The organism is Pedococcus sp. P2_E4, from assembly GCF_056403935.1.
On sequence record NZ_JBFUEO010000013.1, the window covers coordinates 21,948 to 47,540 of the forward strand.

At 71.3% G+C, this 25,593-nt stretch carries 26 protein-coding genes; 10 read left to right on the top strand and 16 right to left on the bottom strand.

The features are described 5' to 3' along the window. Positions 1–17 precede the first annotated feature (17 nt). A complete protein-coding gene (locus tag AC1DV7_RS08525; RefSeq protein ID WP_477596517.1) occupies positions 18–263 on the bottom strand; it encodes a hypothetical protein in 246 nt (81 codons plus the stop codon). On the opposite strand from AC1DV7_RS08525, the gene AC1DV7_RS08530 reads away from it, so the two are divergent. Together AC1DV7_RS08530 and AC1DV7_RS08535 are read left to right on the top strand one after the other, a co-directional pair. Further along, positions 253–1,215, top strand: a complete 963-nt coding sequence (locus AC1DV7_RS08530) for a PQQ-dependent sugar dehydrogenase (protein ID WP_477596518.1) — start codon at positions 253–255, stop codon at positions 1,213–1,215. The two genes, AC1DV7_RS08525 and AC1DV7_RS08530, sit on opposite strands and share 11 nt — an antisense overlap. Before the next feature lie 99 nt (positions 1,216–1,314). Beyond that, on the top strand, positions 1,315–1,899 hold the full coding sequence (locus AC1DV7_RS08535) for a DUF937 domain-containing protein (RefSeq protein ID WP_477596520.1): 585 nt from the start codon (positions 1,315–1,317) through the stop codon (positions 1,897–1,899). 79 nt (positions 1,900–1,978) lie between these two features. Here the strand turns inward: AC1DV7_RS08535 and gatB are convergent, their stop codons facing one another. The 3 genes from gatB to gatC are packed head-to-tail and all read right to left on the bottom strand — an operon-like array spanning position 1,979 to position 5,371. Next, on the bottom strand, positions 1,979–3,526 hold the full coding sequence (gatB, locus tag AC1DV7_RS08540) for an Asp-tRNA(Asn)/Glu-tRNA(Gln) amidotransferase subunit GatB (protein ID WP_477596522.1): 1,548 nt from the start codon (positions 3,524–3,526) through the stop codon (positions 1,979–1,981). Continuing rightward, positions 3,526–5,040, bottom strand: coding sequence for an Asp-tRNA(Asn)/Glu-tRNA(Gln) amidotransferase subunit GatA (gatA, locus tag AC1DV7_RS08545; protein WP_477596524.1), 1,515 nt, complete (start codon positions 5,038–5,040; stop codon positions 3,526–3,528). The genes gatB and gatA overlap by 1 nt, the downstream gene beginning before the upstream one ends. 34 nt (positions 5,041–5,074) lie before the next feature. Then, a complete protein-coding gene (gene gatC, locus AC1DV7_RS08550) occupies positions 5,075–5,371 on the bottom strand; it encodes an Asp-tRNA(Asn)/Glu-tRNA(Gln) amidotransferase subunit GatC (protein WP_477596526.1) in 297 nt (98 codons plus the stop codon). Between the two features lie 71 nt (positions 5,372–5,442). On the opposite strand from gatC, the gene mce reads away from it, so the two are divergent. From mce to AC1DV7_RS08570, 4 genes are all read left to right on the top strand, one after another. After that, positions 5,443–5,883 (top strand): methylmalonyl-CoA epimerase, encoded by a 441-nt coding sequence (gene mce, locus AC1DV7_RS08555; RefSeq protein WP_477596528.1) that lies wholly within the window; start codon positions 5,443–5,445, stop codon positions 5,881–5,883. 57 nt (positions 5,884–5,940) lie between these two features. Then, a complete protein-coding gene (locus AC1DV7_RS08560) occupies positions 5,941–6,834 on the top strand; it encodes a phosphotransferase (RefSeq protein WP_477596530.1) in 894 nt (297 codons plus the stop codon). Between the two features lie 163 nt (positions 6,835–6,997). Beyond that, positions 6,998–8,338: a crotonyl-CoA carboxylase/reductase gene (gene ccrA / locus AC1DV7_RS08565; RefSeq protein WP_477596532.1), complete on the top strand. Its 1,341-nt coding sequence runs from the start codon at positions 6,998–7,000 to the stop codon at positions 8,336–8,338. 48 nt (positions 8,339–8,386) lie between these two features. Beyond that, a complete protein-coding gene (locus tag AC1DV7_RS08570; RefSeq protein ID WP_477596534.1) occupies positions 8,387–9,736 on the top strand; it encodes an AI-2E family transporter in 1,350 nt (449 codons plus the stop codon). Positions 9,737–9,933: 197 nt separating this feature from the next. Here the strand turns inward: AC1DV7_RS08570 and AC1DV7_RS08575 are convergent, their stop codons facing one another. The 3 genes from AC1DV7_RS08575 to AC1DV7_RS08585 form a co-directional block, all read right to left on the bottom strand. Beyond that, the gene (locus AC1DV7_RS08575) at positions 9,934–10,233 is read right to left on the bottom strand and encodes a hypothetical protein (RefSeq protein WP_477596535.1); all 300 of its coding nucleotides are present in this window, start codon (positions 10,231–10,233) and stop codon (positions 9,934–9,936) included. Positions 10,234–10,322: 89 nt separating this feature from the next. Continuing rightward, on the bottom strand, positions 10,323–12,101 hold the full coding sequence (locus AC1DV7_RS08580; protein ID WP_477596537.1) for a 3-hydroxyacyl-CoA dehydrogenase family protein: 1,779 nt from the start codon (positions 12,099–12,101) through the stop codon (positions 10,323–10,325). Between the two features lie 101 nt (positions 12,102–12,202). Then, the gene (locus AC1DV7_RS08585; protein WP_477596539.1) at positions 12,203–12,607 is read right to left on the bottom strand and encodes a hypothetical protein; all 405 of its coding nucleotides are present in this window, start codon (positions 12,605–12,607) and stop codon (positions 12,203–12,205) included. 75 nt (positions 12,608–12,682) lie between these two features. On the opposite strand from AC1DV7_RS08585, the gene nucS reads away from it, so the two are divergent. Further along, a complete protein-coding gene (gene nucS / locus AC1DV7_RS08590) occupies positions 12,683–13,378 on the top strand; it encodes an endonuclease NucS (RefSeq protein ID WP_477596541.1) in 696 nt (231 codons plus the stop codon). 19 nt (positions 13,379–13,397) lie between these two features. On the opposite strand, the gene AC1DV7_RS08595 is transcribed toward nucS, so the two are convergent. The 5 genes from AC1DV7_RS08595 to AC1DV7_RS08615 form a co-directional block, all read right to left on the bottom strand. Next, a complete protein-coding gene (locus tag AC1DV7_RS08595; RefSeq protein WP_477596543.1) occupies positions 13,398–14,021 on the bottom strand; it encodes a histidine phosphatase family protein in 624 nt (207 codons plus the stop codon). 51 nt (positions 14,022–14,072) lie between these two features. After that, positions 14,073–14,891 (bottom strand): DeoR/GlpR family DNA-binding transcription regulator, encoded by an 819-nt coding sequence (locus AC1DV7_RS08600; protein ID WP_477596545.1) that lies wholly within the window; start codon positions 14,889–14,891, stop codon positions 14,073–14,075. Beyond that, entirely contained in the window at positions 14,888–15,772 is an 885-nt protein-coding gene (locus AC1DV7_RS08605; protein WP_477596546.1) for a carbohydrate ABC transporter permease, read from the bottom strand. Before AC1DV7_RS08605 ends, AC1DV7_RS08600 begins: the two co-directional genes overlap by 4 nt. Then, entirely contained in the window at positions 15,769–16,644 is an 876-nt protein-coding gene (locus AC1DV7_RS08610) for a carbohydrate ABC transporter permease (protein WP_477596548.1), read from the bottom strand. Before AC1DV7_RS08610 ends, AC1DV7_RS08605 begins: the two co-directional genes overlap by 4 nt. Positions 16,645–16,778: 134 nt before the next feature. After that, positions 16,779–18,056 carry an extracellular solute-binding protein gene (locus tag AC1DV7_RS08615; protein ID WP_477596550.1) on the bottom strand — a complete coding sequence of 426 codons (1,278 nt, stop codon included), beginning with the start codon at positions 18,054–18,056 and terminating at the stop codon, positions 16,779–16,781. Positions 18,057–18,344: 288 nt separating this feature from the next. On the opposite strand from AC1DV7_RS08615, the gene AC1DV7_RS08620 reads away from it, so the two are divergent. Both AC1DV7_RS08620 and AC1DV7_RS08625 read left to right on the top strand, forming a co-directional pair. Further along, a complete protein-coding gene (locus AC1DV7_RS08620) occupies positions 18,345–19,256 on the top strand; it encodes an SIS domain-containing protein (RefSeq protein WP_477596552.1) in 912 nt (303 codons plus the stop codon). Then, the gene (locus AC1DV7_RS08625; protein WP_477596554.1) at positions 19,253–20,455 is read left to right on the top strand and encodes an N-acetylglucosamine-6-phosphate deacetylase; all 1,203 of its coding nucleotides are present in this window, start codon (positions 19,253–19,255) and stop codon (positions 20,453–20,455) included. The genes AC1DV7_RS08620 and AC1DV7_RS08625 overlap by 4 nt, the downstream gene beginning before the upstream one ends. An 18-nt stretch (positions 20,456–20,473) precedes the next feature. On the opposite strand, the gene AC1DV7_RS08630 is transcribed toward AC1DV7_RS08625, so the two are convergent. From AC1DV7_RS08630 to murA, 3 genes are all read right to left on the bottom strand, one after another. After that, the gene (locus tag AC1DV7_RS08630; protein WP_477596636.1) at positions 20,474–22,489 is read right to left on the bottom strand and encodes a protein meaA; all 2,016 of its coding nucleotides are present in this window, start codon (positions 22,487–22,489) and stop codon (positions 20,474–20,476) included. Positions 22,490–22,615: 126 nt separating this feature from the next. Next, positions 22,616–22,993, bottom strand: a complete 378-nt coding sequence (locus tag AC1DV7_RS08635) for an STAS domain-containing protein (RefSeq protein WP_477596556.1) — start codon at positions 22,991–22,993, stop codon at positions 22,616–22,618. Between the two features lie 183 nt (positions 22,994–23,176). Further along, complete coding sequence (murA, locus tag AC1DV7_RS08640; RefSeq protein WP_477596558.1) at positions 23,177–24,460, bottom strand: UDP-N-acetylglucosamine 1-carboxyvinyltransferase; 1,284 nt, start codon at positions 24,458–24,460, stop codon at positions 23,177–23,179. 49 nt (positions 24,461–24,509) lie between these two features. Here murA and AC1DV7_RS08645 point away from each other — a divergent pair, with 49 nt between their 5' ends. Then, positions 24,510–25,157, top strand: a complete 648-nt coding sequence (locus tag AC1DV7_RS08645; protein ID WP_477596560.1) for a cob(I)yrinic acid a,c-diamide adenosyltransferase — start codon at positions 24,510–24,512, stop codon at positions 25,155–25,157. Here AC1DV7_RS08645 and AC1DV7_RS08650 read toward each other — a convergent pair. After that, complete coding sequence (locus AC1DV7_RS08650) at positions 25,154–25,582, bottom strand: DUF2550 family protein (protein WP_477596562.1); 429 nt, start codon at positions 25,580–25,582, stop codon at positions 25,154–25,156. The genes AC1DV7_RS08645 and AC1DV7_RS08650 overlap by 4 nt on opposite strands. Between the last annotated feature and the right edge of the window lie 11 nt (positions 25,583–25,593).

Here is a 25,593-nt window from a genome sequence, read left to right on the forward strand (position 1 = left end):
CGTCACCTCCCGTGTCGTCACGCACAATGGGGTATGCCGCGCGCTCGGGGACACCGCCGACCGGCCCTGTGGGGCGCCGTGCTCGCGATGGGCCTGGGGGTCAGTGCCTGCACCGACCCCGGCTCGGACGCCGAGCCCTCGACGAGTGCGCGCATCTCTGCTCCGTCGACCACCCCCTCGCCGTCCACGACGTCCTCGCCGCCGTCGTCGACCACCTCCTCGAGCCCGACGACCGCCCCCACGACGTCGACCGTGAGCGCCACCCTCGCGCGCAACCTCGACGTGCCCTGGGCGGTGGCCTTCCTGCCCGACGGGACTGCCCTCGTGACGCTTCGCGACAGGGCCGAGCTGCTCCACGTCCGCCCGGGCCAGGCACCCCGCGTCCTCGGGACCATCCCGGGCGTCGACCCGGACGGCGAGGGAGGGCTGCTGGGGGTCGCCGTGTCACCCACCTTCGCCAGTGACCACCGGGTCTTCGTCTACTTCACGGCGGCTCGGGACAACCGGGTCGCGCGGCTCACCTTCACCGGCGGCTCGGCGAGCGAGGCGAAGCCGATCCTCACCGGCATACCCAAGGCGGGGAACCACAACGGCGGGCGCCTGGCCTTCGGTCCCGACGGGTTCCTCTATGCCACCACGGGCGACGCCTCGCGCTCGGACCGTGCGCAGGACAAGGGGTCGCTCGGCGGCAAGATCCTGCGGATCACCCAGGACGGCAAGCCCGCCCCCGGCAACCCCTTCGGAGACTCCCCCGTCTGGAGCCTCGGGCACCGCAACGTGCAGGGCATCGCCTGGGCGCCGGACGGGACGATGTACGCCAGCGAGTTCGGCCAGAACACCTGGGACGAGCTCAACCGGATCGTCCCCGGACACAACTACGGCTGGCCCGAGGTCGAGGGCAGGGCGGGTCGACGCGGCTTCGACGACCCGCTGGCTCAGTGGGCCACCGCCGACGCCTCCCCGAGCGGCATCGCCGTGGCCGATGGCGCGGTCTGGATGACTGCCCTGCGCGGTGAGTCGATGTGGCGTATCCCGTTGTCGGGCAACAGGATAGGGAAACCGCAGCGGCTCCTGCACGGCGAGTTCGGGCGGCTGCGGGACGTCGTGCACGCACCCGACGGGCGGCTGTGGTTCCTCACGAGCAACACGTTCCGAGGCACCCCGGCCAAGGGCGACGACCGACTGGTCGCGCGCCCGCCGGATGCCTTCGCCTGAGCGACCCCGTCGTCAGCAGGGCACGCAACGGCTACCTTGACGAGCAGCGCGACCAGCGCGGCCGTCACGGTCGCCGTCGCCCGGGAGAAAGGTATGGGCATGTCAGCAGTTGACGAGATCCTGTCGTCGGTCGACCTGGACCAGCTCGCACAGCAGGTCGGCGCCGATCGCGCGGAGGTGGAGCAGGCAGCGCGCACGACCTTGCCGGCGCTGCTCGGCGGCTTGCAGGCCAACGCCGCAGACCCCTCGGGCGCGCAGTCGCTCACCGAGGCACTGGGGCAGCACGACGGTTCGCTGGTCGAGGGTGGGGTCGACCTCGCCCAGGTGGACCCCAACGACGGCGAGCGCATCGCCCAGCACATCTTCGGCGACAACCGTGAGCAGGTCGTCAACCAGCTCGGCGGTGTCGGGGGCACGGCCAGCAAGGGCATCGTCGCCAAGCTGCTGCCGATCCTTGCCCCGATCGTCCTGTCGTGGCTGGCCGGCAAGGTCCTCGGCGGCGGTGGCGGCGCAGGGCAGCCCGGCCAGTCGACCGGCTCGTCCGGCGCCCCCGGCGGTGGGCTGGGCGACGTGCTCGGTCAGGTCCTCGGCGGCGCCACCAAGGGCAGCCAGTCCGGGGGCGTCGACACCGGGTCGATCATCAGCGACGTGCTCGGGGGCCTGCTCGGCGGCGGCCGCCGCTGACACCCCGCACACCAGACGCGCCGAGGGCGTGTGCCCGGGCCGGACCCGGCACACGCCCTCGTGCTTGCGTGGGAGAGCCTCAGGCCAGCTTGGCGAGGATCAGCTCGCGCGCCCTGCCGGCGTCGGCCTGCCCCTTCATCTCCTTCATGACCTGGCCGATGAGGGCACCGGCGGCCTGCACCTTGCCGTCGCGGACCTTCTGGGCGACGTCGGGGTTGGCCTCGATGACCTTGTCGACGGCCGCCTCGAGGGCACCGTCGTCCTGGACGAGCTCGAGCCCCCGGGCGTCGGCGACCTGCGCCGGACCACCCTCACCCGCGATGACCCCCTCGAGGACCTGACGGGCCATCGAGTCGTTGAGCCGGCCAGCCTTGACCAGGCCGTCGAGCTCGGCGATGTGCGCAGGGGTCACGCCGAACTCCTCGACCGACCTGCCCTCGACGTTCGCGCGCCGGGCCAGCTCACCGGTCCACCACTTCCGCGCACCGGCCGGGGTGGCTCCCGCCGCGACGGTCTGCTCGATGAGCTCGACGGCACCGGCGTTCATGACGTCGCGCATCTCGAGGTCGCTGTAGCCCCAGTCGGCCTGGAGTCGCCTGCGGCGCTGGGCCGGTGGCTCGGGCAGGGTGCCGCGCAGTGCCTCGACGGTCTCGGCGGTCGGGGCGACGGGCACGAGGTCGGGCTCGGGGAAGTAGCGGTAGTCGTCCGCGTCGGACTTCTCGCGCCCGCTCGTCGTGACCCCCGTGTCCTCGTGCCAGTGGCGCGTCTCCTGGAGGATCTTGTCGCCCTTGTCGAGGATCGCCGCGTGCCGCGTGATCTCGTAGCGGACCGCGCGCTCGACGCTGCGCAGCGAGTTCACGTTCTTGGTCTCGGTGCGGGTGCCCAGCGGCACGGCGTCCTGGTCCTGCCCGTCCGCGGCCCGCGGACGCAGCGAGACGTTGGCGTCACAGCGCAGCGAACCCTGCTCCATCTTGACGTCGGAGACGCCAAGGGCGCGCAGCAGGTCGCGCAGGGCGCCGACATACGCCTTGGCGACCTCGGGCGCACGCTCGCCGGCACCCGTGAGCGGCTTGGTGACGATCTCGATGAGCGGGATGCCGGCCCGGTTGTAGTCGACCAGCGAGTAGTCGGCGCCGTGGATGCGACCGGTGGAGCCGCCGACGTGCAGCGACTTCCCGGTGTCCTCCTCCATGTGGGCGCGCTCGATCGCGACGCGGTAGGTGGTGCCGTCGTCGAGGTCGACGTCCATGAAGCCGTTGAACGCGATCGGCTCGTCGTACTGCGACGTCTGGAAGTTCTTCGGCATGTCCGGGTAGAAGTAGTTCTTCCGGGCGAACCGGCACCATGAGGCGATCTCGCAGTTCAGCGCCAGGCCGATGCGGATCGCCGACTCGACGGCCGTGGCGTTGACCACGGGCAGCGCGCCGGGCAGGCCGAGGCAGACGGGGCAGACCTGGCTGTTGGGCTCGGCGCCGAAGCCGGTGGCGCACCCGCAGAACATCTTGGTCGCCGTGTTGAGCTCGACGTGGACCTCGAGACCCATCACGGGGTCGTAGCGCTCGAGCGCCTCGTCATAGTCGACGATCTCGTCGGGACCGGCGGTCGTGGTTCCTGCTGCGTTCGACATCAGAGTCCCTTCGCGAGCTCGGGGGCCTGGGCCAGCAACGGGCCGCCCCACTTCTGGGTCAGCATCTTCTCGAGGGCGGAGCCGACGCCGTAGAGGCGCTCGTCGGCCATCGCCGGGGCGAGGATCTGGATGCCGGTGGGCAGCCCGTCCTCGTCGGCGAGGCCGCTCGGCAGGGACATGCCCGGCACCCCGGCGAGGTTGGCCGGGATCGTCGCCACGTCCTGGAGGTACATCGACATGGGGTCGTCGAGCTTGTCGCCCAGCCGGAACGCCGTCGTGGGCGCCGTCGGGCTCACGAGCACGTCGACCTGGGCGAACGCCGCCGCGAAGTCGTTCGCGATCAGCTGGCGGACCTTCTGGGCCTGGCCGTAGTAGGCGTCGTAGTAGCCGCTGGACAGGGCGTAGGTGCCCAGGATGATGCGGCGCTTGACCTCGTCGCCGAACCCGGCGTCGCGCGTCGCGGCCATGACCTGCTCGGCGCTCGGGTCGTCGACACCCTCGGGGAGGACCCGCAGGCCGTAGCGCATGCCGTCGAACTTCGCGAGGTTGGACGACGCCTCGCTCGGCAGGATCAGGTAGTAGGCCGCCAGCGCGTAGTCGAAGCTGGGGCACGACACCTCGACGACCTCGGCGCCGGCCTCCTGGAGCAGCGCGACGGACTCGTCGAACCGGGCCCGCACCCCCGCCTGGTAGCCCTCGCCGCCGAGCTCCTTGATGACGCCGACCCGCAGGCCGGAGACGTCGGCGCGGCGGGCCGCCTCGACGAGGGCCGGGACCGGGGCGTCGATGGAGGTGGAGTCCATCGGGTCGTGCCCGCCGATGACCGAGTGCAGGAGCGCCGCGTCGAGGACGCTGCGGGTGCACGGACCGGCCTGGTCGAGGCTGGACGCGAGCGCCACGAGGCCGTAGCGGGAGACCCCGCCGTAGGTCGGCTTGACGCCGACGGTGCCGGTGACCGAGGCCGGCTGGCGGATCGACCCACCGGTGTCGGTGCCGATGGCCAGCGGGGCCTCGTAGGCCGCCACCACGGCGGAGGAGCCACCGCCGGACCCGCCGGGGATGCGCGTGAGGTCCCACGGGTTGTGGGTGGGGCCGTAGGCCGAGTGCTCGGTGGAGGAGCCCATCGCGAACTCGTCCATGTTGGTCTTGCCGAGGATCGGCATGCCGGCCGCCTTGAGGCGGGCGACGACAGTCGCGTCGTAGGGCGGGATCCAGCCCTCCAGGATCTTGGAGCCGCAGGTCGTCGGCAGGCCCTGGGTCGCCATCACGTCCTTGACGGCGATGGGCACCCCGGCGAGGACGTGCAGGTCGTCGCCGGCGGCTCGGCGCTCGTCGACGGCCCGGGCCGCGGCCAGCGCGCCCTCAGCGTCGACGTGGAGGAAGGCGTGCACGTCGCCGTCGACCGCCGCGATGCGGTCGAGGTGGGACCGGACGACCTCCACGGAGCTGACTTCGCGGGTGTCGAGGGCATGGGCGAGCTCCGCGGCGCTGGAGCGGGTGAGGTCGGGGTTCACGAGGGGTCCTTGGTCTGTCGGCAGGGAGCTGAGCTCAGTCTTCGGCGAGGATGCGCGGCACGGAGAAGCGCTGCTGCTCCTGGGCCGGGGCGCCCGAGAGCGCCGCGGCGGCGCCGAGGGACGGGCGCACCTCGTCGGGACGGGTCACGTTGGTGAGCGGCATCGGGTGCGACATCGGCTCGATGTCGTCGGCCGCCACCTCCTGGACCTTCGCGACGGACTCGAGGATGACGCCCAGCTCTCCGACCATGCGGTCGAGCTCGGCGTCGGACAGGTCGATGCGGGCGAGGCCGGCGAGGTGCGCGACGTCGTCCCGGGACAGTGCGGACATGCCCGCCAGTCTAGGGGCGTGTGATCGACGACTCGTTCCGGCCGTACCCGCCCCGATCTAGGGTGGGCGGCATGAGCGCACTGCCGACCGAACTGTTCACCGCCATCGACCACGTGGGCGTGGCCGTGAGCGACCTCGAGGCCGCGATCGCCTTCTACCGTGACGTCTACGGTATGGAGCTCGCGCACGAGGAGGTCAACGAGGAGCAGGGCGTCCGCGAGGCGATGATGGCCGTCGGCGCCAGCGGCTCCCACATCCAGCTGCTCGCCCCGCTCACTCCGGAGTCCACCATCGCCAAGTTCCTCGACCGCTCCGGCCCCGGCGTCCAGCAGGTGGCCTACCGCGTCGAGGACGTCGAGGTCGTCAGCCAGGTGCTGCGCGACCGCGGCCTGCGCCTGCTCTACGACGAGCCACGTCGCGGCACCTCCAACTCGAGGGTGAACTTCATCCATCCCAAGGACGCGGGCGGCATCCTCGTCGAGCTCGTCCAGCCGGCCCACGAGACCCACTGAGCCCACTCACGCCAAAACTGCCTTGATCCGCGGGCGGCGGGCCGACAGGCTCGCCGGATGCGGATGCACCAGGACCAGCTCGAGGTCACGCCGGAGGCGGTGGCCGGCCTCGTGGCCGACCAGTTCCCGCAGTGGGCCGCCCTCCCGGTGGCTCCGGTGCCGTCGCACGGCACCGTCCACCTGCTCTTTCGCCTCGGTGACGACCTCGTGGCACGCCTGCCCATGCTGCCCGCCGAGCCCGACGACGGGTATGCCGCGGTGGCGGCCGAGCAGCGCGCCGCACGGCAGCTGCTCGGCCGGGTGCCGGTCGCGACCCCGGAGCCGGTGGCGACCGGGGCGCCGGGGGCCGGGTTCCCCCTGCCGTGGTCGGTCTACCGCTGGCTGCCCGGGACGACGGCCGGGGACGACGTGGCGGGGTCCGAGCGGTTCGGCCGGGACCTCGCGCTCTTCGTCGCCGCCGTGGGGGCTATCGACACCGGCGGCCGGGTCTTCGACCGCCCGGGGCGAGGCGGCGCGCTCAAGGACGTCGACGCGTACGTCGACCGCTCCCTCGTCCTCGACCCCGCGCCGTTCACTGCCAGCGCGCTCCGGGCGCTCTGGGGGCGGCTGCGGGAGACCCCACGTGACGACGCCGACACGATGACCCACGGCGACCTCATGCCAGGCAACCTGCTGGTCAGCGCCGGCCGGCTCACCGCCGTCATCGACGTCGCCACGGTCGGGCCCGCGGACCCGGCCATCGACCTGCAACCTGCCTGGAACCTCCTGACCGGCCCCGGCCGGGCCGCCTTCCGGGCCGCACTGGGCCCCACCCAGGACCAGTGGGACCGCGGCCGGGGGTGGGCGTTCGCCCAGGCGGTCGGCTGCCTCGACTACTACCGCGCCACCAACCCCGCGATGTCCGGGAACGCCGTGCGCACCCTGCGGGCCCTGCTCGACGACGCGGCCTGACAGTGGCAGCCCCCGCGAGCCCGACTGAACCCAAGTGAGACAGGTCACCGCGTGACCGGAGTCTCACTCGGCTGCGAACACCGTTACGCGCCAGTAGTTTCGGGCACGAAGCATGCCGACGACTGCCGACGACCCGTGTTCAGCGAGCCGAGGAGCCACACCGATGCAGGAAATCCGCGACGCCATCCTTTCCGGGGACCGCACCCAGGACACTTATGCCGGGTTGTCCATCCCCGAGTCCTACCGCGCCGTGACGGTGCACAAGGACGAGGTGGGGATGTTCGAGGGCCTGACCACCAAGGAGAAGGACCCCCGCAAGTCCCTCCACCTCGACGACGTGCCGGTGCCCGAGCTCGCCCCCGGTGAGGCGCTCGTCGCGGTGATGGCCAGCGCCATCAACTACAACACCGTGTGGACCTCGATCTTCGAGCCGGTGTCGACGTTCGGCTTCCTCGAGCGGTACGGCCGCACGTCCGAGTTCGCCAAGCGGCACGACCTGCCGTACCACGTGGTCGGCTCCGACCTCGCTGGCGTCGTCCTGCGCACCGGTCCGGGCGTCACCAAGTGGAAGCCCGGCACCGAGGTCGTCGCGCACTGCCTCTCGGTCGAGCTCGAGGACGCGGACGGCCACAACGACACGATGCTGGACCCGCAGCAGCGGATCTGGGGTTTCGAGACCAACTTCGGCGGCCTCGCCGAGCTGGCCATCGTCAAGTCCAACCAGCTGATGCCCAAGCCCGCCCACCTGTCCTGGGAGGAGGCGGCGTCGCCCGGCCTGGTGAACTCCACGGCATACCGCCAGCTCGTCTCCAAGAACGGCGCCGCCATGAAGCTCGGCGACCGCGTCCTCATCTGGGGCGCATCGGGTGGCCTCGGGTCGTACGCGACCCAGATGGCCCTCGCCGGCGGAGCCACGCCGATCTGCGTGGTCTCCTCCCCCGACAAGGCCGACATCTGCCGCGCCATGGGTGCCGAGCTCATCATCGACCGCAACGCCGAGGGCTACCGGTTCTGGAACGACGACAACACCGCCCAGGACCCCCGGGAGTGGCAGCGGCTCGGCAAGAAGATCCGCGAGCTCACCGGCGGCCACGACGTCGACATCGTCTTCGAGCACCCGGGACGCGAGACCTTCGGGGCCAGCGTCTACGTCACCCGCAAGGGCGGCACGATCGTCACGTGCGCCTCGACCTCGGGCTACATGCACGAGTACGACAACCGCTACCTCTGGATGAACCTCAAGCGGATCGTCTCGTCGCACTTCGCGAACTACCGCGAGGCGTGGGAGGCCAACGAGCTCATCAACCGCGGCCTGATCCACCCGACACTGTCGAAGACCTACTTCATGGACGAGGTCGGCCAGGCCGCCCTCGACGTGCACCTCAACGCGCACCAGGGCAAGGTCGGCGTGCTCACGCTCGCGCCGGAGGAGGGCCTGGGCGTCTCCGACCCCGAGAAGCGTGCAGCGCTGCTGCCGGAGATCAACCGGTTCCGCAACGCCTGACCTGCGGCAACGCCGACCTCACCGGACCCGGTGCCTTAGGGTCGAGCCATGTCTGTGTTGGACCGTTGGCGTGAGTACCGGATCAACCAGCGTGCTGCGCTGCGGGCCAGCAACCACCCCCACGAGCAGCCCTCCGGGCCGGACGACGACCCCAGCATCCTGCGGGAGGTGCTGACCCGTGTGGGCCAGCACGGACACCAGGAGCAGCCCGCGGAGGGTGCGACCGGCGAGGAGTCCGAGGGGGCACCGACGCCGCAGCAGGCGCCGGCGGAGCAGCCCGGTCACCGCGGGCCCGCGCCGGACGACCGTGACGCCGACGACGAGAACTCGGGGCCGCGCTACGGCCGCGCGGGGCGCCCGCTCAACCGGCAGTCCCCGTTCTACATGGGCTTCGTCGGCGCCATCGGCGTGCTCACCGCCCTGCTGCTGTGGCACACCCTCGGCCGACTCACCACGGTCCTCACCCTGGTCGTCGTGGCCTTCTTCCTCACCCTGGCGCTCAACCCGCTGGTCGAGACGCTGACCCGTCGAGGGGTCCGGCGCGCGGGGGCCGTGGCCATCGTCTTCGCCGGTCTGGTGGGCGTCTTCGCCCTCATCGGGGTCGTCGTCGTGCCACCGGTCGTCAGCCAGGGCTCCGAGCTGGTGAAAGCCGCACCGGACTGGCTCGACCAGATCCTCAAGAGCCGCTGGGTGCAGGACCTCGACCGGCACTACGACGTCGTCGACAAGGTCCAGGAGGAGTTCAACAAGCGGCTCACCGACGGCAACTTCCTCAGCCAGATCTTCGGCGGGGTGCTGGGCGTCGGCGCCGCAGTCATCGGCGGGATCTTCCAGGCGTTCACCGTCCTGGTCCTGACCCTCTTCCTGCTGGGTTCGCTGCCCAGGGTGAAGCAGGCGGCCTACGCGATCGTCCCCGCGTCCCGCCGCCCGCGCGTGATCTCCCTGTCCGAGGAGATCATGCGGCGCACGGGGTCCTACGCCATCGGCCAGGTCGCCGTCGCCACGATCAACGCGATCGCCTCGTGGATCATGATGGTGATCGTCGGCATCCCGTATGCCGCGGTGCTGGCCGTCGCGGTCGGCTTCCTCGGGCTCATCCCGATGGTCGGCGCCACCATCGGCGCCTCGCTGGTCTGCCTGGTCGCCGTGTTCGACGAGCCCAAGAAGGCCATCATCGCCGCCGTCTACTACGTCGTCTACCAGCAGATCGAGAACTACGTCGTCGCCCCCAAGATCATGCAGCGCACCGTGTCGGTGCCCGGCGCGGTGACGGTCGTCGCCGCCCTCGCCGGAGGCACGCTGCTCGGGGTGCTCGGCGCGCTCCTGGCCATCCCCGTGGCGGCCGGCCTGCTGCTGCTCTACGAAGAGGTCCTGCTCCCCCGCCAGCGCCGCCACTGACCACGCCCGCCCCCACGCGGCGCCATACGCCCGCCCCCTCGTCCCGCCCCATTCACCTAACCCCTGCTAGCAGGGGTTAGGTGAATCCGGACAAGTTCCACGGTGTCCGGCCTCACCCAACCTCGGCTAGCAGAGGTTGGGTGAGGCCGGGGTTGCGGGAGACGAGCGAGGTCGTATGACGGGTGCTCGCCACCGCGTCAGCGGATGGAGCCCCGGGTGTGGCGACGTTCGCGAGCCTGCCAGCAGGGCGTGTGCCAGTGCCGACGGTCGTCGAGGCCGCCCATCCCCTCGGCCGGCCACGCCACGACGTGCGGGGTGCCGGGCGCGATCGTCTGCTGGCAGCCCGGGCACAGGTAGTCACGGGTCGCCCCCGCCCCGGTGACGCGGCGAACGAACCACTCGGCGCCGGCATACGCCTCGCGCCGGACGAGCCCACCGACGGCGCGGTCGACGTTCAGCGGGACGTCGTCACGACGGCGGCGGTTGGCCCTGGGCACGAGCCCAGTCTCTCAGGCCGCGGCAGGCCCGGCGGTCCAAGGAGGCCCGGGAAGCCCCGGAAGCCCCGGAGACCCGGGCATCCCGAGGCTCAGGCGTAGGTGCGGAACCCGCGCCCGGTCTTGCGGCCGAGGTAGCCCGCCGTGACCATGTGCTCGAGCAGCGGCGCGGGCGCGAAGCCCGGCTCGCGGAACTCGAGGTAGAGCTCGCGCTGGATCGCCAGGGAGACGTCGTTGCCGACCACGTCGAGCAGCTCGAACGGCCCCATCGGGAGCCCACAGCCGGTCTTCATGGCGGTGTCGATGTCATCGGCGGTGGCGTAGTTGGCCGAGAGCATCTTGACCGCGTCGTTGAGGTAGGGGAACAGCAGCGCGTTGACGATGAAGCCCGACCGGTCGCCGCAGGTCACGGCGTGCTTGCCGACCGCCGCGCACAGGTCCTGGGTCGTGGCGACGACGTCGGCGTCCGTCGACACGGTGTGCACGACCTCGACCAGCTTCATGATCTGGGCCGGGTTGAAGAAGTGCATGCCGATGACGTCCTGCGGGCGCGAGGTCGCCGCGGCGAGGTCGACGACCGGCAGGGACGAGGTGGTCGTCGCGAGGATCGCGCCGGGCTTGCAGATCTCGTCGAGGTTCTCGAACAGGGCGCGCTTGACGGCGAGGTCCTCGACGACGGCCTCGACGACCACGTCGACGTCCTTGAGGTCGTCGAGCGAGGTCGTCCCGGTGAGGTGCGAGAGCGCCTCGGCGCGGGCGGACTCTTCGAGCTTGCCGCGCTGGACGGCCTTCTCGAGCGACTTGGTGATGGACGCCGTGACCGCGTCGACCTTGGCCTGGCTGCGGGTCACGTAGACGACGTCGTAGCCGGCCTTGGCGAAGACCTCGACGATGCCCGTCGCCATCGTGCCCGACCCCACGACGCCCACGGTCCTGACCGGGCGGAGTGCGACGGCGGAGTCACCAGCCGGCCGGGGCGTCAGGGAGTCGTCGACGACCGTGGAGCTGCCGGGCTCGGCGTAGGTGTAGAAGCCGCGTCCGCTCTTGCGGCCCTTGAGGCCGGCGCTCACCATCTGCTTGATGACGGGGCTGGGCGCGTGCAGGCGGTCGCGACCCTGCTTGTACATCGTGTCCAGGATCTCGTAGGCCGTGTCGAGGCCGATGAGGTCCATGAGCGCGAGGGGGCCCATCGGGTAGCCGCAGCCGAGCTTCATGGCCGCGTCGATGTCCTCGCGCGAGGCGTACTTGGACTCGAACATGGAGACCGCGTGGTTGAGGTAGCCGAACAGCAGCGCGTTGGCGATGAAGCCGGCCTTGTCGCCCACGATGACCGGCTGCTTCCCGAGCCGCAGGGCGAGCGCCTTGACGTCCTCGAACACCTCGTCCTCGGTGACCACGGTGCGGATCACCTCGACGAACTGCAGGACCGGCGCCGGGTTGAAGAAGTGCATCCCGACCACGCGCTTGGGGTTGGCCGTGGCCACGGCGATCTCGGTGACCGACAGGGACGAGGTGTTGGTCGCCAGGATGGCGTCGGGCCCCACGATCGCGTCGAGCTTGCCGAAGACCTCCTTCTTGAGGTCGAGGTGCTCCGGCACCGCCTCGACGACCAGCTGGCACTGCGCCAGGTCGTCCATGCTCGAGGTGAACTGCACGCGGGAGTGCAGGGCGGCCTGGTCCTCCTCGGTCAGCTTGCCGCGGCTGACGGCACGGCCGGTGGAGTGCTCGAGCACCCCCCGCCCCTTGTCCACGGCCGCGTCGTCGACCTCGACCGCCACGACGTCAATGCCGTTGCGGGCGAACACTTCGACGATGCCGGCACCCATGGTGCCGAGACCGATCACGCCAACTGTGCTGAACTCACGAGCCATGCCGCGAGTCTGTCAGAGCGGGTATGCCGCGGGGACCCCCGGGCGGCGTGACGGTCACCACCCTCGCAGGTGGAGTCAGGCTCCCGGGCCTGGCGCCTGCCTCACCACTCGTGGCCGGCCCCGATGAGGGCGCTCTCCATGTGGAAGCGCTGCTCACGGGACAGCCCTCGGATCGCCCGCGGCACGGGGATGTCGACGGCGCGGCAGTAGTCGCGCAGGGCGTGGTCGTAGGCCAGCCGGGCCGCCATGAGCCGCTCGGCCTTGTTGGGCAGGTCGGACTCCTCCACGAACCTCACGTGGGCGGCGAGCCGACTGAGCTCGAGCGCCAGCAGCACCGGGGGCAGGGGAACGGGGTGTGGTCGGCGGGAGTCGCGCCAGGCGGCGGCCCGGTCGACGGCAGGCTGCAGGAGGCGGGGCGGCTGGCCCGTGTTCATCCAGCGCACCCCACCCACCATGGCGGCCAGAACCACGGCGAGCCCGGCCACGTTGCCCAGCACGTTCGGCATTGCACTCTCCTCGTCCTCAGAGTGTGCGCCGAGGCGATGCGCGATGCAATGGCCCAGCCCGTAGAGTGACGCCTCGTGCGGCTGGTGATTGCGAAGTGCTCGGTGGACTACGACGGTCGGTTGTCGGCCCACCTCCCCCTGGCGACCCGGTTGCTGCTCGTCAAGGCCGACGGCTCGGTCCTCGTCCACAGCGACGGCGGGTCCTACAAGCCGCTCAACTGGATGTCACCTCCGTGCGCGATGGCCGAGGTGACGCCCGAGGAGCACGAGGCGGCTGACGGCGTCACCGCAGTCTGGTCGGTGCAGCACGCGAAGTCCGAGGACCGACTGCGCGTCCTGATCCACGAGGTCCTGCACGACTCGAGCCACGACCTGGGCGTCGACCCGGGGCTCATCAAGGACGGCGTCGAGGCCCACCTCCAGAAGCTGCTGGCCGAGCACATTCACACCCTGGGCGACGGCTTCACGCTGGTGCGTCGCGAGTACATGACCGCGATCGGTCCCGTCGACATCCTCGCCAGGGACCGGTCCGGCGGCTCGGTGGCGGTCGAGATCAAGCGTCGCGGTGACATCGACGGGGTCGAGCAGCTCACCCGCTACCTCGAGCTGATGAACCGCGACCCGCACCTGGCGCCCGTGACCGGGGTCTTCGCGGCCCAGGAGATCAAGCCCCAGGCGCGCACCCTGGCGACCGACCGGGGCATCCGCTGCGTGACGCTCGACTACGACGCCCTCAAGGGTGTCGACAACAGCGAGCACCGCCTGTTCTGAGGCGCCGGGCCGGCCAGCCTCAGACCACCGAGCGGTCCGCCGTACCTGGCCAGCTGACCACCTGAAAGCCGCCCTCGTCGACCGACACCTCGGCAACGGCACAGTTCGGCAGGAACTTGCGCTCGGCGAGGTCGGGCCGGACGTTGCCGGACAGCTGGGGCACGACGAACGACATGACCCCGCCGTGGCTGAAGACCAAGGTCGTCTCTCCGCGGTGCAGGTCGGCAATGGACTGCAGCGCCTCGCGGTAACGCGTCACGACCTCCTCGCCGGTCTCGCCCCCGGGGATGAACCGGCCGAGGTCTCCGTGCAGCCACGCCTTGAACACCGAGTGCAGCTCGGGGTCGTCGTGGGGTCGTCCCGCGAGCGCCCCGACCGAGAACTCCTCGAGCCCCTCCAGCGCCACCGAGTCGACGCCGAGGACCTCGGCCGCGCGGGCACCCGACTCGGCCGCCCGCTGCATCGTGCTCGTGTAGACCCGTGCCACGCGCCGGTCGCGCACCGACTCCGCGAGCGCCGTCACCTGCTCGACCCCGAGGGGTGAGAGCCACCCGCCGTCGTCGGAGAGCACGGACGCGTGGCCGTACTCGGCGTCGCCGTGGCGGGCCAGCAGGATCGTCGCCGCGCAGTGCAGGTCGCCCATGCCGACGACTGTATGCCGTGGGGCACCGGGGTGCCCGACCCCGGACCCGCGTCAGACCACCTGGACCGTGACCCCGGCGGCGCGCAGGTCGGCCACGGCCTCGTCGGGTGCGCTGGCATCGGTGACCAGCACCGAGATCCGCTCGCTGGCGCAGATCCGGGCGAACGCGCGACGCCCGACCTTGTCGCCGGTCGCGACCACCACGACGCGGTCGGCCCGCTGGACCATCAGCGAGTTGATGCCGGCCTCGCCCTCGTGCTGGCAGCTGGCGCCGCCCGCGGCCGAGACCCCGTCGACGCCGAGGACGACGGTGTCGAGCCAGAGCTCTCCGAGGACCATGGCGGCGAGGGGGCCGGACAGCTCGTAGGACTCCTGGCGGGCCACGCCACCGAGGGACACGCAGCGGATGAACGGGCGGAGCACCATCTCGGTGGCGATGTTGAGCGCGTTCGTGACGACGGTGATCGCGGGACGGCGTGAGCTGGCCGCGAGGTCGGCCCGCGCGGCGAGCCGGCGTGCTGTGGCACTGGTCGTCGTGCCCCCGTTGAAGCCGACGACCGAGCCCTCGGGCACCAGGTCGGCGGCGTGGGCGGCGACGCGCTCCTTGGCCGAGTCGCCGTCGGCCGGCTTGTAGCGGGCGGGCAGGTCGTAGGCCACCGCGCTGGCGACCACGCCACCGTGCGTGCGCGTCACGAGCTGCTGGGCCGCGAGCTCGCCGAAGTCACGCCGCACCGTCGCCTCGGAGACACCGAGCTCGTCGACGACCTGCGCGACGCTGAGCCGGCCGTGCTCGGCGAGGAGGCCGAGCAACGCGCTCCACCGGGCGCCGCGGTCCATGCCACTGCCGCCGCGCGGCTCGGGCTCGCTCACTTGACGGCCCCCGAGGTGAGTCCTCCGACGAGGTGCTTCTCGATGAGGGCGAACAGCACCACGACCGGCACGATGGCGACGATCGACGCGGCGAACAGCTGGTCCCAGTTCTGCTCGTAGCCCGTGACGTAGGAGTTGATGCCGACCGTCAGCGGCTTCTTGCCGTCGCTGAGCATGAGGGTCAGTGCGACGACGTACTCGTTCCAGGCCGCGATGAACGTGAAGATCGTCGCGGTCACGAGGCCCGGCAGGGTGAGCGGGAGCATGACCCGCCACAGCCGCCCGAGCCGGCCCGCCCCGTCGAGCTCGGCGGCCTCCTCGATCTCGCGCGGGATCGAGGCGAAGAAGCCGTGCAGGATCCAGATCGCGAACGCGAGGTTGAAGGCCGCGTTCGTGAGGATGAGCGCCTGGTAGGTGTCGACGAGGGTGAGCGCGTAGAACTCGCGGTAGATGCCGACCACCAGCGAGGTGGGGGCGAACATCTGCGTCACGAGCACCAGGAACAGGAACGCCATGCGGCCGCGGAACCGGAACCGCGCCGTGAAGTAGGCGGCCGGGATCGCCACGACGACCACGATGGCCGTCGAGGACAGCGAGATCACCAGCGAGCTCTTGAGCCAGGCGAGGAACCGGTCGTCGCCGAGCACCTCCGAGAAGGTCGTCCACTTCCACTGCTCGGGCAGCAGCGACGGTGGGGTCTTGACCACGTCGCTGCTCGGGCGGAAGGCGTCGAGCAGCATCACGAGGTAGGGCCACAGGAACGCGAAGGCGACGCCGAGCCCGATGACGGGCATGGCCCACGGCCGGATCCCCCGCCACCCGCGCTGTCGCGGCCGCGACGTGGCCGGGGCACCCGGCATAGGGGTCGAGGTGGTGCTCACGACTCCTCCTCTCGCCAGCGGGACACGCGCAGGTAGACGAGCACTGCCACCAGGATCAGGCACACGTTGAACAGCCCGGCCGCGGCCGACTGGCCGACGTCCTTCTCGGCACTCTTGAACGCGAGCTTGTACATGAACGTGATCGTGGTGTCGTGGCTGAAGCCGGGGTTGGACTCGTTGAGGGTGTAGACGATCGGGAAGCTGTTGAACACGTAGATCATGTTCAGGACGGTCGCCACGAGGATCGCCGGGCGCAGCAGCGGCAGGGTGATCCGCCGCCAGATCTGCCACGGCGAGGCTCCGTCGATGCGCGCGGCCTCGTAGACGTCGCCCGGGATGGCGTTGAGCCCCGCGACGAAGACGTAGGCCGTGAACGGGATGGAGACGAACACCCCGACGGCGATCATCGACGGCATGATCAGCTGGTCGCTGCCGATGAAGTCGATCGGGGTGTCGACGACGTGCAGCTTCAGCAGGACCGCGTTGAGGGTGCCGTAGTAGTAGCTGTAGATGAGGCTGAACAGGCGGGCCGTGATGACCAGCGAGGCGGCCCACGGCACGATGACGGCCCAGCGGACCACGCGTCGGCCCCAGAAGTCCTTGGTGAGGAACTGGGCGACCCCGAGGCTGATGAGGATCGTCAGGACGACCACCGCGACCACCCACACGACGGTGTTGGTCAGGACGGTCGGCAGGCTGTCGTTGGCGAGGACGTTGCGGAAGTTGTCGAGGCCCGCGTCACCCTTGCGCAGCCCCGTGATGGAGTAGCGCGAGAGGGACGCGCGCACGAGCTCGACCGCCGGCCAGACGACGACCCCGACGATGAGGGCGAGGGCCGGAGCGAGCCACAGCAGTGCGGTCCACCCCGACACCTCGGAGGTATGCCGTCGGCGCGCCGGGCGCCGCCACCCACCGGCCGCAGGGGCCGGCTCTGACGATGTTGCCGGGGCGGGTGCGGCCGGACCTCCGACCGCACCCGCCCCCGCACCGATGGGCTGGGTCACCCTCAGCCGCCGGCCTCAGCGGACTGCTGCAGCTTGTCGAGGACGGCCTTCGGGTCGCCCGTGACCGCCGTGCCGAGGTTCTGCTGGACGGCGAGCTTGACCTTGTCCCACGTCGGGTCGTCGGTCGGCGTGAGGTGCGCGTTGGGCAGCGTGTCGAGGTAGGTCTTGAGCTTGGCGTCGCTCGAGAACTCCTGGATGCCCGACTTGGTCACGGGCAGGAAGCCCTCGGCCTTGATGAAGGCGTTGACCTGGTCCTTCTGGTAGTAGAGGTCGTAGAACGCCTTGACCGCGTCCTGGTTCCCCTTCTTCTTGAAGGCCATGAGGTAGTCGGTCACGCCGAAGGTCTGGGGCGTGCCGCCCTCGGCCTTGGTCGGCATCGGCACGACGCCGTAGTCGACCTTGCCGTCCTTGTCGAGCGTCGCCGCCAGCGGGGAGAAGCCGACGACCATGCCGACCTTGCCCGACGCGAAGAGGTCGAACACGTCCTGCCGGTTGGTCTTGCCGGGGTTGTTCTGGGTCAGCTTCTTGTCGGCCAGGCCCTTGAGGAAGGTCAGCGTCTCGACGTTCTCAGGACTGTTGACGGTCCACTTGCCGTCCTTCTTCCAGTCACCGCCGTTGTTGAACGCCCAGATCGAGAACTCACCCTGGGCCTCCTCGGGACCCAGCGGCAGGCCGTAGCCGATCGCGCCGTTGCCCAGACCCGAGATCTTCTTCGCGTCGGCCTCGAACTGGGCCCACGTCGTCGGCGGCTCGCTGATGCCGGCCTGCTTGAACAGGGCCTTGTTGTAGAACATCGCGCGGGCCGACGACAGGTCCGGCATGCCGTACATCTTGCCGTTGTAGGTGCCCGACTTCACGAACGCCTCGAGCAGGTCGGACTTGACCGAGTCGGAGAGCACGTCGTCGGAGCTGTAGAGCAGGTCGTCCTTGGCGTAGCTCGCGTAGGCGTTGAGGTTGAGGATGTCCGGCGGGTTGTTGTTCTGGACCATGGTCGAGCTCTGCTGGTCGATGTCGTCCCAGCTGACGATCTGCACCTCGAGGGTGTTGCCCGTCTTCGTCTTGTACGCCGTGGCGAACTGGTCCCAGAACGCCTTGGTGTGGTCCTTGGAGTACTCGGCGGCGACCAGCTTGATGGTGGTGGCCTTGCCGCCGGATCCGCCGGATCCGCCGCCGTCGGCGGTGCCCGCTCCCTGACCGCCACCGCAGGCGGCCAGCCCGAGGGCGGCCACGGCGGTCCCGGCGACCAGCGCCGCTCCCCGAAGGTGTCGTCTGGTGCTCACGTCTCTACCTCGATCTCTGTCGGTTTCGCCGATCCGGCCCATTGCCATGATCGTTTTCAATCGGTTGTCGCGTGCTTCGCTCACGACTGGTGAGGTTCGACAGCCACATTGGCCCCGCCGTCCCCGCTCGTCAAGGGGTTCCAGGGCACTTTCTGATCACGCCCCCCTGACTGATCGGGCCAAAACAGGGCATTCTTCCCATCATCTTGACTGATCGAATCTGATGGATCAGGATTGATTGCAGTCCTATTCACTCACGCCTTCCCTCTCACACAAGGAGCCCGCGTCGTGGTCGAGCGCCCCACCCCCCACCTGGCCGCCGAGATCGCCACCCAGCCGGACGACTGGCGCCGGGTGCTGGCGCGGGTCCCCGAGGCGCTGGCCGTCCTCCCGCCCCACGGCGCCCGCGTCGCGGTGACCGGCTGCGGCACCTCCTACTACGTGGCGCAGGCCTACGCGTCCCTGCGCGAGGCGTCCGGCTCCGGCGAGACCGATGCGTTCGCGGCCAGCGAGTTCCCGTCGGACCGCCATTACGACCACGTGGTCGTCATCTCGCGCTCGGGCACCACCACCGAGGTCATCGACCTGCTCGAGGGGCTCCGCGGGCTGCCGGACGCACCCACGACCACGGCGTTCGTCGCCACCGAGGGAACCGCCATCCCGGCCCTGGCCACCCACGCCTTCCTGCTGGGCGAGGTCGACGAGTCCTCGGTCGTGCAGACCCGGTTCGCGACCACGACGCTGGCCCTGCTGCGGGCCACGCTCGGCGAGGACCTCGGCCCCGCCATCGCCGACGCGCGAGCCGTGCTCGCCGAGGACCCCGCCTCCGCCCTCGCCGGCGTCGCCGACGCGGAGCAGATCACCTTCGTCGGGCGCGGCTGGACGGTCGGGCTCGCCCACGAGGCCGCCCTCAAGCTGCGGGAGTCCGCCCAGTTCTGGACCGAGTCCTACCCCGCCATGGAGTACCGCCACGGCCCGATCAGCATCGCCACGACCGGCAGGGCGACCTGGGCCTTCGGCGAGGTCCCCGAGGGGCTCGACGAGGACGTGCGCGCCACGGGCGCCCACTTCGAGCACCGCGACATCGACCCGCTCGCCGACCTGGTCCGCCTGCACCGGCTCTGCCTGACCAAGGCCGAACAGGCCGGGGTGGACCCGGATCGACCCCGACACCTGACACGGTCCATCATCCTCACGTGACCTCTTCCGCGGCCGCCGCCCGACACCTGCTCCTCACGGGGCGGGTGGTGACCCCCGACGGCGTCGTGGACGACGGCGCCGTGGCAGTCGACGGTGACCGCATCGCGTACGCCGGTGCCCGCTCCCTGCTGCCGGCCGAGTGGGCCGCCGAGGCGCCTCCAGCGGGCTGGCCCGCGGGACAGACGCTGCTGCCCGGGCTCGTGGACCTGCACTGCCACGGCGGCAACGGGGGTGAGTTCGGCGCCGATCCCGAGAGCTCGTCCCGGGCCGCTTCGCACCACCACGCGCGAGGGACGACCAGCGTGGTCGGCTCCCTCGTCTCGGCCCCGGCCGCCGACCTCGTCGAGGGCGCCCGCATCCTCGGCGGACTGGTCGCCGACGGCACGCTGGCCGGCATACACCTCGAGGGGCCGTTCCTGTCCGCGGTCCGGTGCGGCGCACAGGACCCGGCAACACTCGTCGACGTCGACCTCGACCTGGTCGCGGCGCTGGGCGACGCGGCCGGCCCGGGCGCGCTGGCGCACATGACCTGGGCACCCGAGCGGGCGGGCGCGGCAGGGCTCCCCGGGGCCCTGGCGGACGTGGGCGCCCTGGGGGCCCTCGGACACACCGACGCCGACTACGAGACCGCCACCCGGGCGCTCGCCAGCGTGGCCGAGCTCGGGGTCCGCGGAGGACTCCCCCTCACGACGCACCTGTTCAACGGTATGCCGCCCCTGCACCACCGTTCGCCGGGACCAGCCGCCGCCGCGCTGGCGGCGGCGGCTCGCGGTGAGGCGGTGGTCGAGGTCATCGCCGACGGGGTGCACCTCGACGGCGGCACCGTGCGCCTGGTCCACGACACGGTCGGACCGGACCACGTGGTCCTCGTGAGTGACGCGATGGCGGCCAGCGGGCTGCCCGACGGCCCCTACCGCCTCGGCGGGCTGGCCGTCTCGGTGAGCGAGGGCGCTGCACGCCTCACCGAGGGTGGCAGCCTCGCCGGCGGGGTGAGCACGCTGCTCGACCAGGTGCGGTGGGCCGTGCGCGAGCTCGGTATCCCCCTCGCCGACGCCGTGGCCATGGCCTCGGCCACGCCAGCCCGGGCGCTCGCCCTCGAGGGCGTGGGTTCGCTGCAGGCTGGCGCCTGGGCCGACGTCCTCGTGGTCGACCACGAGCTCGCCCTGCAGCGGGTGCTGCGCCGCGGCGCCTGGCTCTGACCTCGCCCGAGGGCGCGGTCACGCGGGCAGCGGCGCCTTGGCCTCGAGCCCCCGAGCCGTGCGGATGATGCCCACGAACTGGCCCATGATGTCGTTGAGCCCGAAGTCCTTCGGCGTGAAGACGGCCGCCACCCCGAGGTCACGCAACGCCTTGGCGTCGGAGTCGGGGATGATGCCGCCCACGATGACCGGCACGTCGCCGGCCCCGGCATCCCGCAGACCGTCGAGGATCTCAGGCACCAGCTCCATGTGCGAGCCGGACAGGATCGAGATGCCGACGAGGTGGACGTCCTCGGCCACTGCAGCCGCGACGATCTGCTCGGGCGTCAGCCGGATGCCCTGGTAGACGACCTCGAAGCCGGCATCACGCGCCCGCACGGCGACCTGCTCGGCACCGTTACTGTGCCCGTCGAGACCGGGCTTGGCGACCAGCACCCGCAGCCGCTCCCCCAGCTCCTCGCCCGTGCGCCGGACCTCGTCGCGCACCGCCCGCAGCTCGTCGCTGCCACCGCTCGCCACGCCGACCGAGCCCGAGACGCCGGTGGGCGCGCGGAACTCGCCGAACTCGTCGCGCAGGGCCTGGGCCCACTCGCCGGTCGTCACGCCGGCCCGGGCCGCCTCCAGCGACGCCGCCATCAGGTTGACCCCGGCCCGGGAGTCCGCCCGGAGCCGGTCGAGCGCGGCGACAGCACGGTCGCGTCCAGTCGGGTCGGCATCCCGCTCCTCGCGCCAGGCGCGCACGGCCGCTGCCGCCTTGGCCTCCACGTCGTGGTCGACCGTCTGGATCGCGGTGTCGAGGTCCGCGGTGAGCGGGTTGGGCTCCGTGGTCTGGAACCTGTTGACCCCGACCACGACGTCCTCGCCCGCCTCGATGCGCTGCCGACGCAGGGAGTGCGAGGCGACCAGCGCCGACTTCATGTACCCCGTCTCCACGGCGGGGACCGCGCCGCCCATCTGCTGGACGCGGTCGATCTCGGCCCTCGCCCCGGCGACGAGCTCGGCCACCTTGGCCTCGACGACGCTCGAGCCGGAGAACAGGTCGTCGTACTCCAGCAGGTCGGACTCGAACGCCAGCACCTGCTGCATGCGCAGCGACCACTGCTGGTCCCACGGCCGGGGCAGGCCCAGGGCCTCGTTCCACGCGGGCAGCTGGACCGCGCGCGCCCGGGCGTCCTTGGACAGGGTGACGGCCAGCATCTCCAGCACGATCCGCTGGACGTTGTTCTCGGGCTGGGCCTCGGTCAGCCCCAGGCTGTTGACCTGCACGCCGTAGCGGAAGCGGCGCTGCTTGGCGTCCGTCACGCCGTACCGCTCCAGGGTCAGCTCGTCCCACAGCTGCACGAAGGCGCGCATCTTGCACATCTCCTCGACGAAGCGCACGCCGGCGTTGACGAAGAACGAGATACGGGCCACGACCTCGCCGAACCGCTCCGCAGGCACCTGGCCGGAGTCCCGGACGGCGTCGAGCACCGCGATGGCGGTGCACATCGCGTAGGCGATCTCCTGCACGGGGGTCGCACCGGCCTCCTGCAGGTGGTAGCTGCAGATGTTGATCGGGTTCCACTTCGGGATGTCCGACACGGTGTAGGCGACCATGTCCGTGATCAGCCGCAGCGACGGACCGGGGGCGAAGACGTAGGTCCCGCGGGAGAGGTACTCCTTGATGATGTCGTTCTGCGTCGTGCCCGCGAGCGCACGAATGGCCTGCGCGGGGTCCTCCCCGGCTGCCTGGGCCTGCTCCTCGGCGACGACCTGGTACATCGCGAGCAGCCACATCGCCGTGGCGTTGATCGTCATCGAGGTGTTCATCTGCGCCAGCGGGATGTGGTCGAACAGCGCCCGCATGTCGCCGAGGTGCGAGATCGGGACGCCGACCTTGCCGACCTCACCCCGGGCCAGCGGGTGGTCCGGGTCGTAGCCCGTCTGGGTCGGGAGGTCGAAGGCGACCGACAGACCGGTCTGCCCCTTGTCGAGGTTGCGGCGGTACAACGCGTTGCTGGCGGCGGCACTGGAGTGACCGGCATACGTCCGCATCACCCACGGGCGGTCACGCTCGGGGCGCGCAGGTTCCTGCGGGCGGGCAGCCTGCGGGCTGGGGACGTCGCTGTGCTCGGCCATAGGGCCGAAGGTACCTGCGGCCCGGTGCGGGCTGGGAGGTGTTCAGGCGGTGACAGCGGCCACAGTCGGCTCGTCGTCGCCCTCGCGGAGCACGAGCGCCCGGTCGAGGCGTGATGCACGCAACAGGCGGCCGGTGCGCTCGGTCATGTCGACCACCGCCAGGCGGCGACCTGCGCGGCGGGCCCGGTTGTAGGCCTCGACCAGGACGCCGAGGCCCGTGGCGTCGCCGATCTCGGCACCCTCGAGGCGCATGAAGACGTCGCCGCACCCGGTGTCGATGATCTCGTGGAGCAGGAGCCGGACGTCGGGGACGGTGTGCACGTCGATCCGGCCGGTGATGGCGACCTCCTGGCCCCCGTGCAGCGGCCGTACGGCGACGGGCAGGATCCCCGTGCGGCTGAGCGACGAGCTGATCGACATCCGAACCCCCTTGTCCGTGGCAGACATTCACCCACACAGACGACCGGCAGGGGGCCTTCGGTTGTCACGGGACAGATCAAGATCTGGTAAAGACCGGGTTCGCCTGGGTGAGCCGCCCGTTTAGCCGCTGGGTGAGCCGCCCGGTGAAGCGCCCGGTGAGCCGCTCGGTGAGCCCGGCGCCGCCTAGAGGAACGGGTCGTCGTCCGGCTCACGCGTGACGTCGGCGCCCAGGCCCTGCATGCTCTCGGCGAACCCGGCGTAGCCGCGGTCGATGTGCTGGGCCCCGCCCACGGTCGTCTCGCCCTCGGCCACGAGCCCGGCGATGACCAGCGCCGCGCCGGCGCGGATGTCGCTCGCCTCGACCGGGGCCCCCGAGAGCCGCTCGACACCATGCACCATGACGTGGTGTCCGTCGATGCGGGTCTCGGCACCGAGCCGGTTGAGCTCCTGCACGGTGCGGAAACGGGCCTCGAAGAGGTTCTCGGTGATCATCGCCGACCCCTCGGCCACCGCGTTGCAGGCCAGCGCGAAGGGCTGCAGGTCGGTGGGGAAGCCCGGGTAGGGCAGGGTCGCGACGTCGAACGCGCGGGGCCGTCGACCACCGGAGTCGACCCGGAACCCCAGGGCCGTCTCGCTCACCGTGCAGCCGCTGGCCTGGACCAGGTCGAGCGCCGCGGTCAGGTGCTCGGCGCGGCCGCCGACGACCTCCACGTCGCCCCGCGTGGCCGAGGCGGCGAAGGCCCAGGTGCCGGCCGCGATGCGGTCGGGCACCACGGCGTGCTCGGTGGGCGACAGGGACGACACCCCCTCGATCTCGATCACTCCCCCACCTGCGCCGCTGATCCGGGCGCCCATGGACCCGAGCATCTCGGCGATGTCGACGATCTCGGGCTCGCGCGCGGCGTTCTCGAGCCGGGTGGTGCCCCGGGCCAGGACCGCCGCGGTGAGGACGTTCTCGGTGGCGCCGACGCTGGGGAACTCCAGCCTGATCTCGGCCCCCGTGAGGCCCCGGGGTGCCTCGGCGACCAGGAAGCCGTGCGTCACGTGCACCTGCGCACCGAGGGCCTCGAGCCCCGCCGCGTGCAGGTCCAGCCCCCGGGACCCGATGGCGTCGCCGCCCGGGACCGCCACGTCGGCAGCACCGCAGCGGGCCACGAGCGGGCCGAGCACGGCGGTCGAGGCGCGCAGGGCGCGCACCAGGTCGTAGTCGGCGCGGTGACCGATCTGCTCGGGCACGTCGATCTCGACGACCCCTGCGACCGCGTCGTAGTCGACCACGCACCCGAGCCGGCGCAGCAGCTCGGCCATGATCGTGACGTCCAGGATCGCGGGAACGTTGGTGAGCCGCGTGCGACCCACGGCGAGCAGCGCCGCAGCCATCAGCTTGAGCGCGCTGTTCTTGGCCCCCCAGACGGTCACCTGCCCGTGCAGGGACGATCCACCGACGACGCGAAATCTCTCAGCCACCGACCCACCCTATCCGCGCACCCGAGCAGGCATCTGACAGGCTGAGGCCATGGTCAACCTGACGCGCATCTACACCCGCACCGGGGACGACGGGCGGACCCACCTGGGCGACATGAGCCGCACCAGCAAGACCGACCCGCGCCTGCTCGCCTACGCCGACGCCAACGAGGCCAACGCCGCCATCGGGGTGGCCGTGGCGGCTGGCGACCTGCGCGACGACGTCGTCACCGTGCTCCGCCGGGTCCAGAACGACCTCTTCGACGTCGGCGCGGACCTCTGTACGCCGCTGCAACAGACCTACGACTACCCGCCGCTGCGCGTCGACGCAGCGTGGATCGACGAGCTCGAGGCCGACTGCGACCGCTACCTGGCCGAGGTCGACAAGCTGCGCTCCTTCATCCTGCCCGGGGGCACGCCCGGGTCGGCCCACCTGCACCTGGCGACCACGGTCGTGCGCCGGGCCGAGCGCGCGGCGTGGGCCGCCGTCGCGGCATACGGCGACGCTCCGGGGACCGGCACCAAGGGTGAGGGCGGGGTCAACGTGCTCACCGCGAAGTACCTCAACCGGCTGTCGGACCTGCTGTTCGTCCTCGCCCGGGTCGCGAACCTGCCGATCGGTGGCGACATCCTGTGGCAGCCCGGTGGCGGGCGCGCCGAGGGCCCGCCCCAACGCGGGTCCAGCCCCCAGGCCGACTAGGCGACGTTGACGTTGAACCCCGGCGGCGAGCTCTCGAGCCAGCTGCGCATCGCCGTGTAGGCCGACGGCGCCAGGGCCACCGCGAACTCGTCGCTGCCGTAGTGGCAGCGCACGGTCACGGCGTCGGGCAGCCCCGCGATCGGCTCCTGTGCGGCCCGGGGCGCGTCCAGCTCGAGCCGCGCCCGCTCCCAGGTGCGGCCGGGCCGCAGCGACGGCCCGACGAGCGAGAACCACTCCAGGGAGTCACCGGCGAAACGCAGCAGCCCCAAGCGGTACTGGGACCGACCGTGGGGCTGCAGGGCACAGAGCATGAGGGTGGCGCCGGACGCGAGCACGCGACGGCGCACGAAGATGAAGGTCAGCGTGAGCAGGGCAGCCACGATGAGCACGCCGGCGACGATCTCCGCGGAGACGACGGGCGACATGCGTGGAGCCC

Bases quoted from the DNA above. Each gene is read 5' to 3' on its own strand.
- AC1DV7_RS08535 (WP_477596520.1), top strand. From the start codon at position 1,315: ATGTCAGCAGTTGACGAGATCCTGTCGTCGGTCGACCTGGACCAGCTC.
- gatB (WP_477596522.1), bottom strand. From the start codon at position 3,526: ATGTCGAACGCAGCAGGAACCACGACCGCCGGTCCCGACGAGATCGTC.
- gatC (WP_477596526.1), bottom strand. From the start codon at position 5,371: ATGTCCGCACTGTCCCGGGACGACGTCGCGCACCTCGCCGGCCTCGCC.
- mce (WP_477596528.1), top strand. From the start codon at position 5,443: ATGAGCGCACTGCCGACCGAACTGTTCACCGCCATCGACCACGTGGGC.
- AC1DV7_RS08560 (WP_477596530.1), top strand. From the start codon at position 5,941: ATGCGGATGCACCAGGACCAGCTCGAGGTCACGCCGGAGGCGGTGGCC.
- ccrA (WP_477596532.1), top strand. From the start codon at position 6,998: ATGCAGGAAATCCGCGACGCCATCCTTTCCGGGGACCGCACCCAGGAC.
- AC1DV7_RS08570 (WP_477596534.1), top strand. From the start codon at position 8,387: ATGTCTGTGTTGGACCGTTGGCGTGAGTACCGGATCAACCAGCGTGCT.
- AC1DV7_RS08580 (WP_477596537.1), bottom strand. From the start codon at position 12,101: ATGGCTCGTGAGTTCAGCACAGTTGGCGTGATCGGTCTCGGCACCATG.
- AC1DV7_RS08585 (WP_477596539.1), bottom strand. From the start codon at position 12,607: ATGCCGAACGTGCTGGGCAACGTGGCCGGGCTCGCCGTGGTTCTGGCC.
- AC1DV7_RS08595 (WP_477596543.1), bottom strand. From the start codon at position 14,021: ATGGGCGACCTGCACTGCGCGGCGACGATCCTGCTGGCCCGCCACGGC.
- AC1DV7_RS08630 (WP_477596636.1), bottom strand. From the start codon at position 22,489: ATGCGGACGTATGCCGGTCACTCCAGTGCCGCCGCCAGCAACGCGTTG.
- AC1DV7_RS08635 (WP_477596556.1), bottom strand. From the start codon at position 22,993: ATGTCGATCAGCTCGTCGCTCAGCCGCACGGGGATCCTGCCCGTCGCC.
- AC1DV7_RS08645 (WP_477596560.1), top strand. From the start codon at position 24,510: ATGGTCAACCTGACGCGCATCTACACCCGCACCGGGGACGACGGGCGG.
- AC1DV7_RS08650 (WP_477596562.1), bottom strand. From the start codon at position 25,582: ATGTCGCCCGTCGTCTCCGCGGAGATCGTCGCCGGCGTGCTCATCGTG.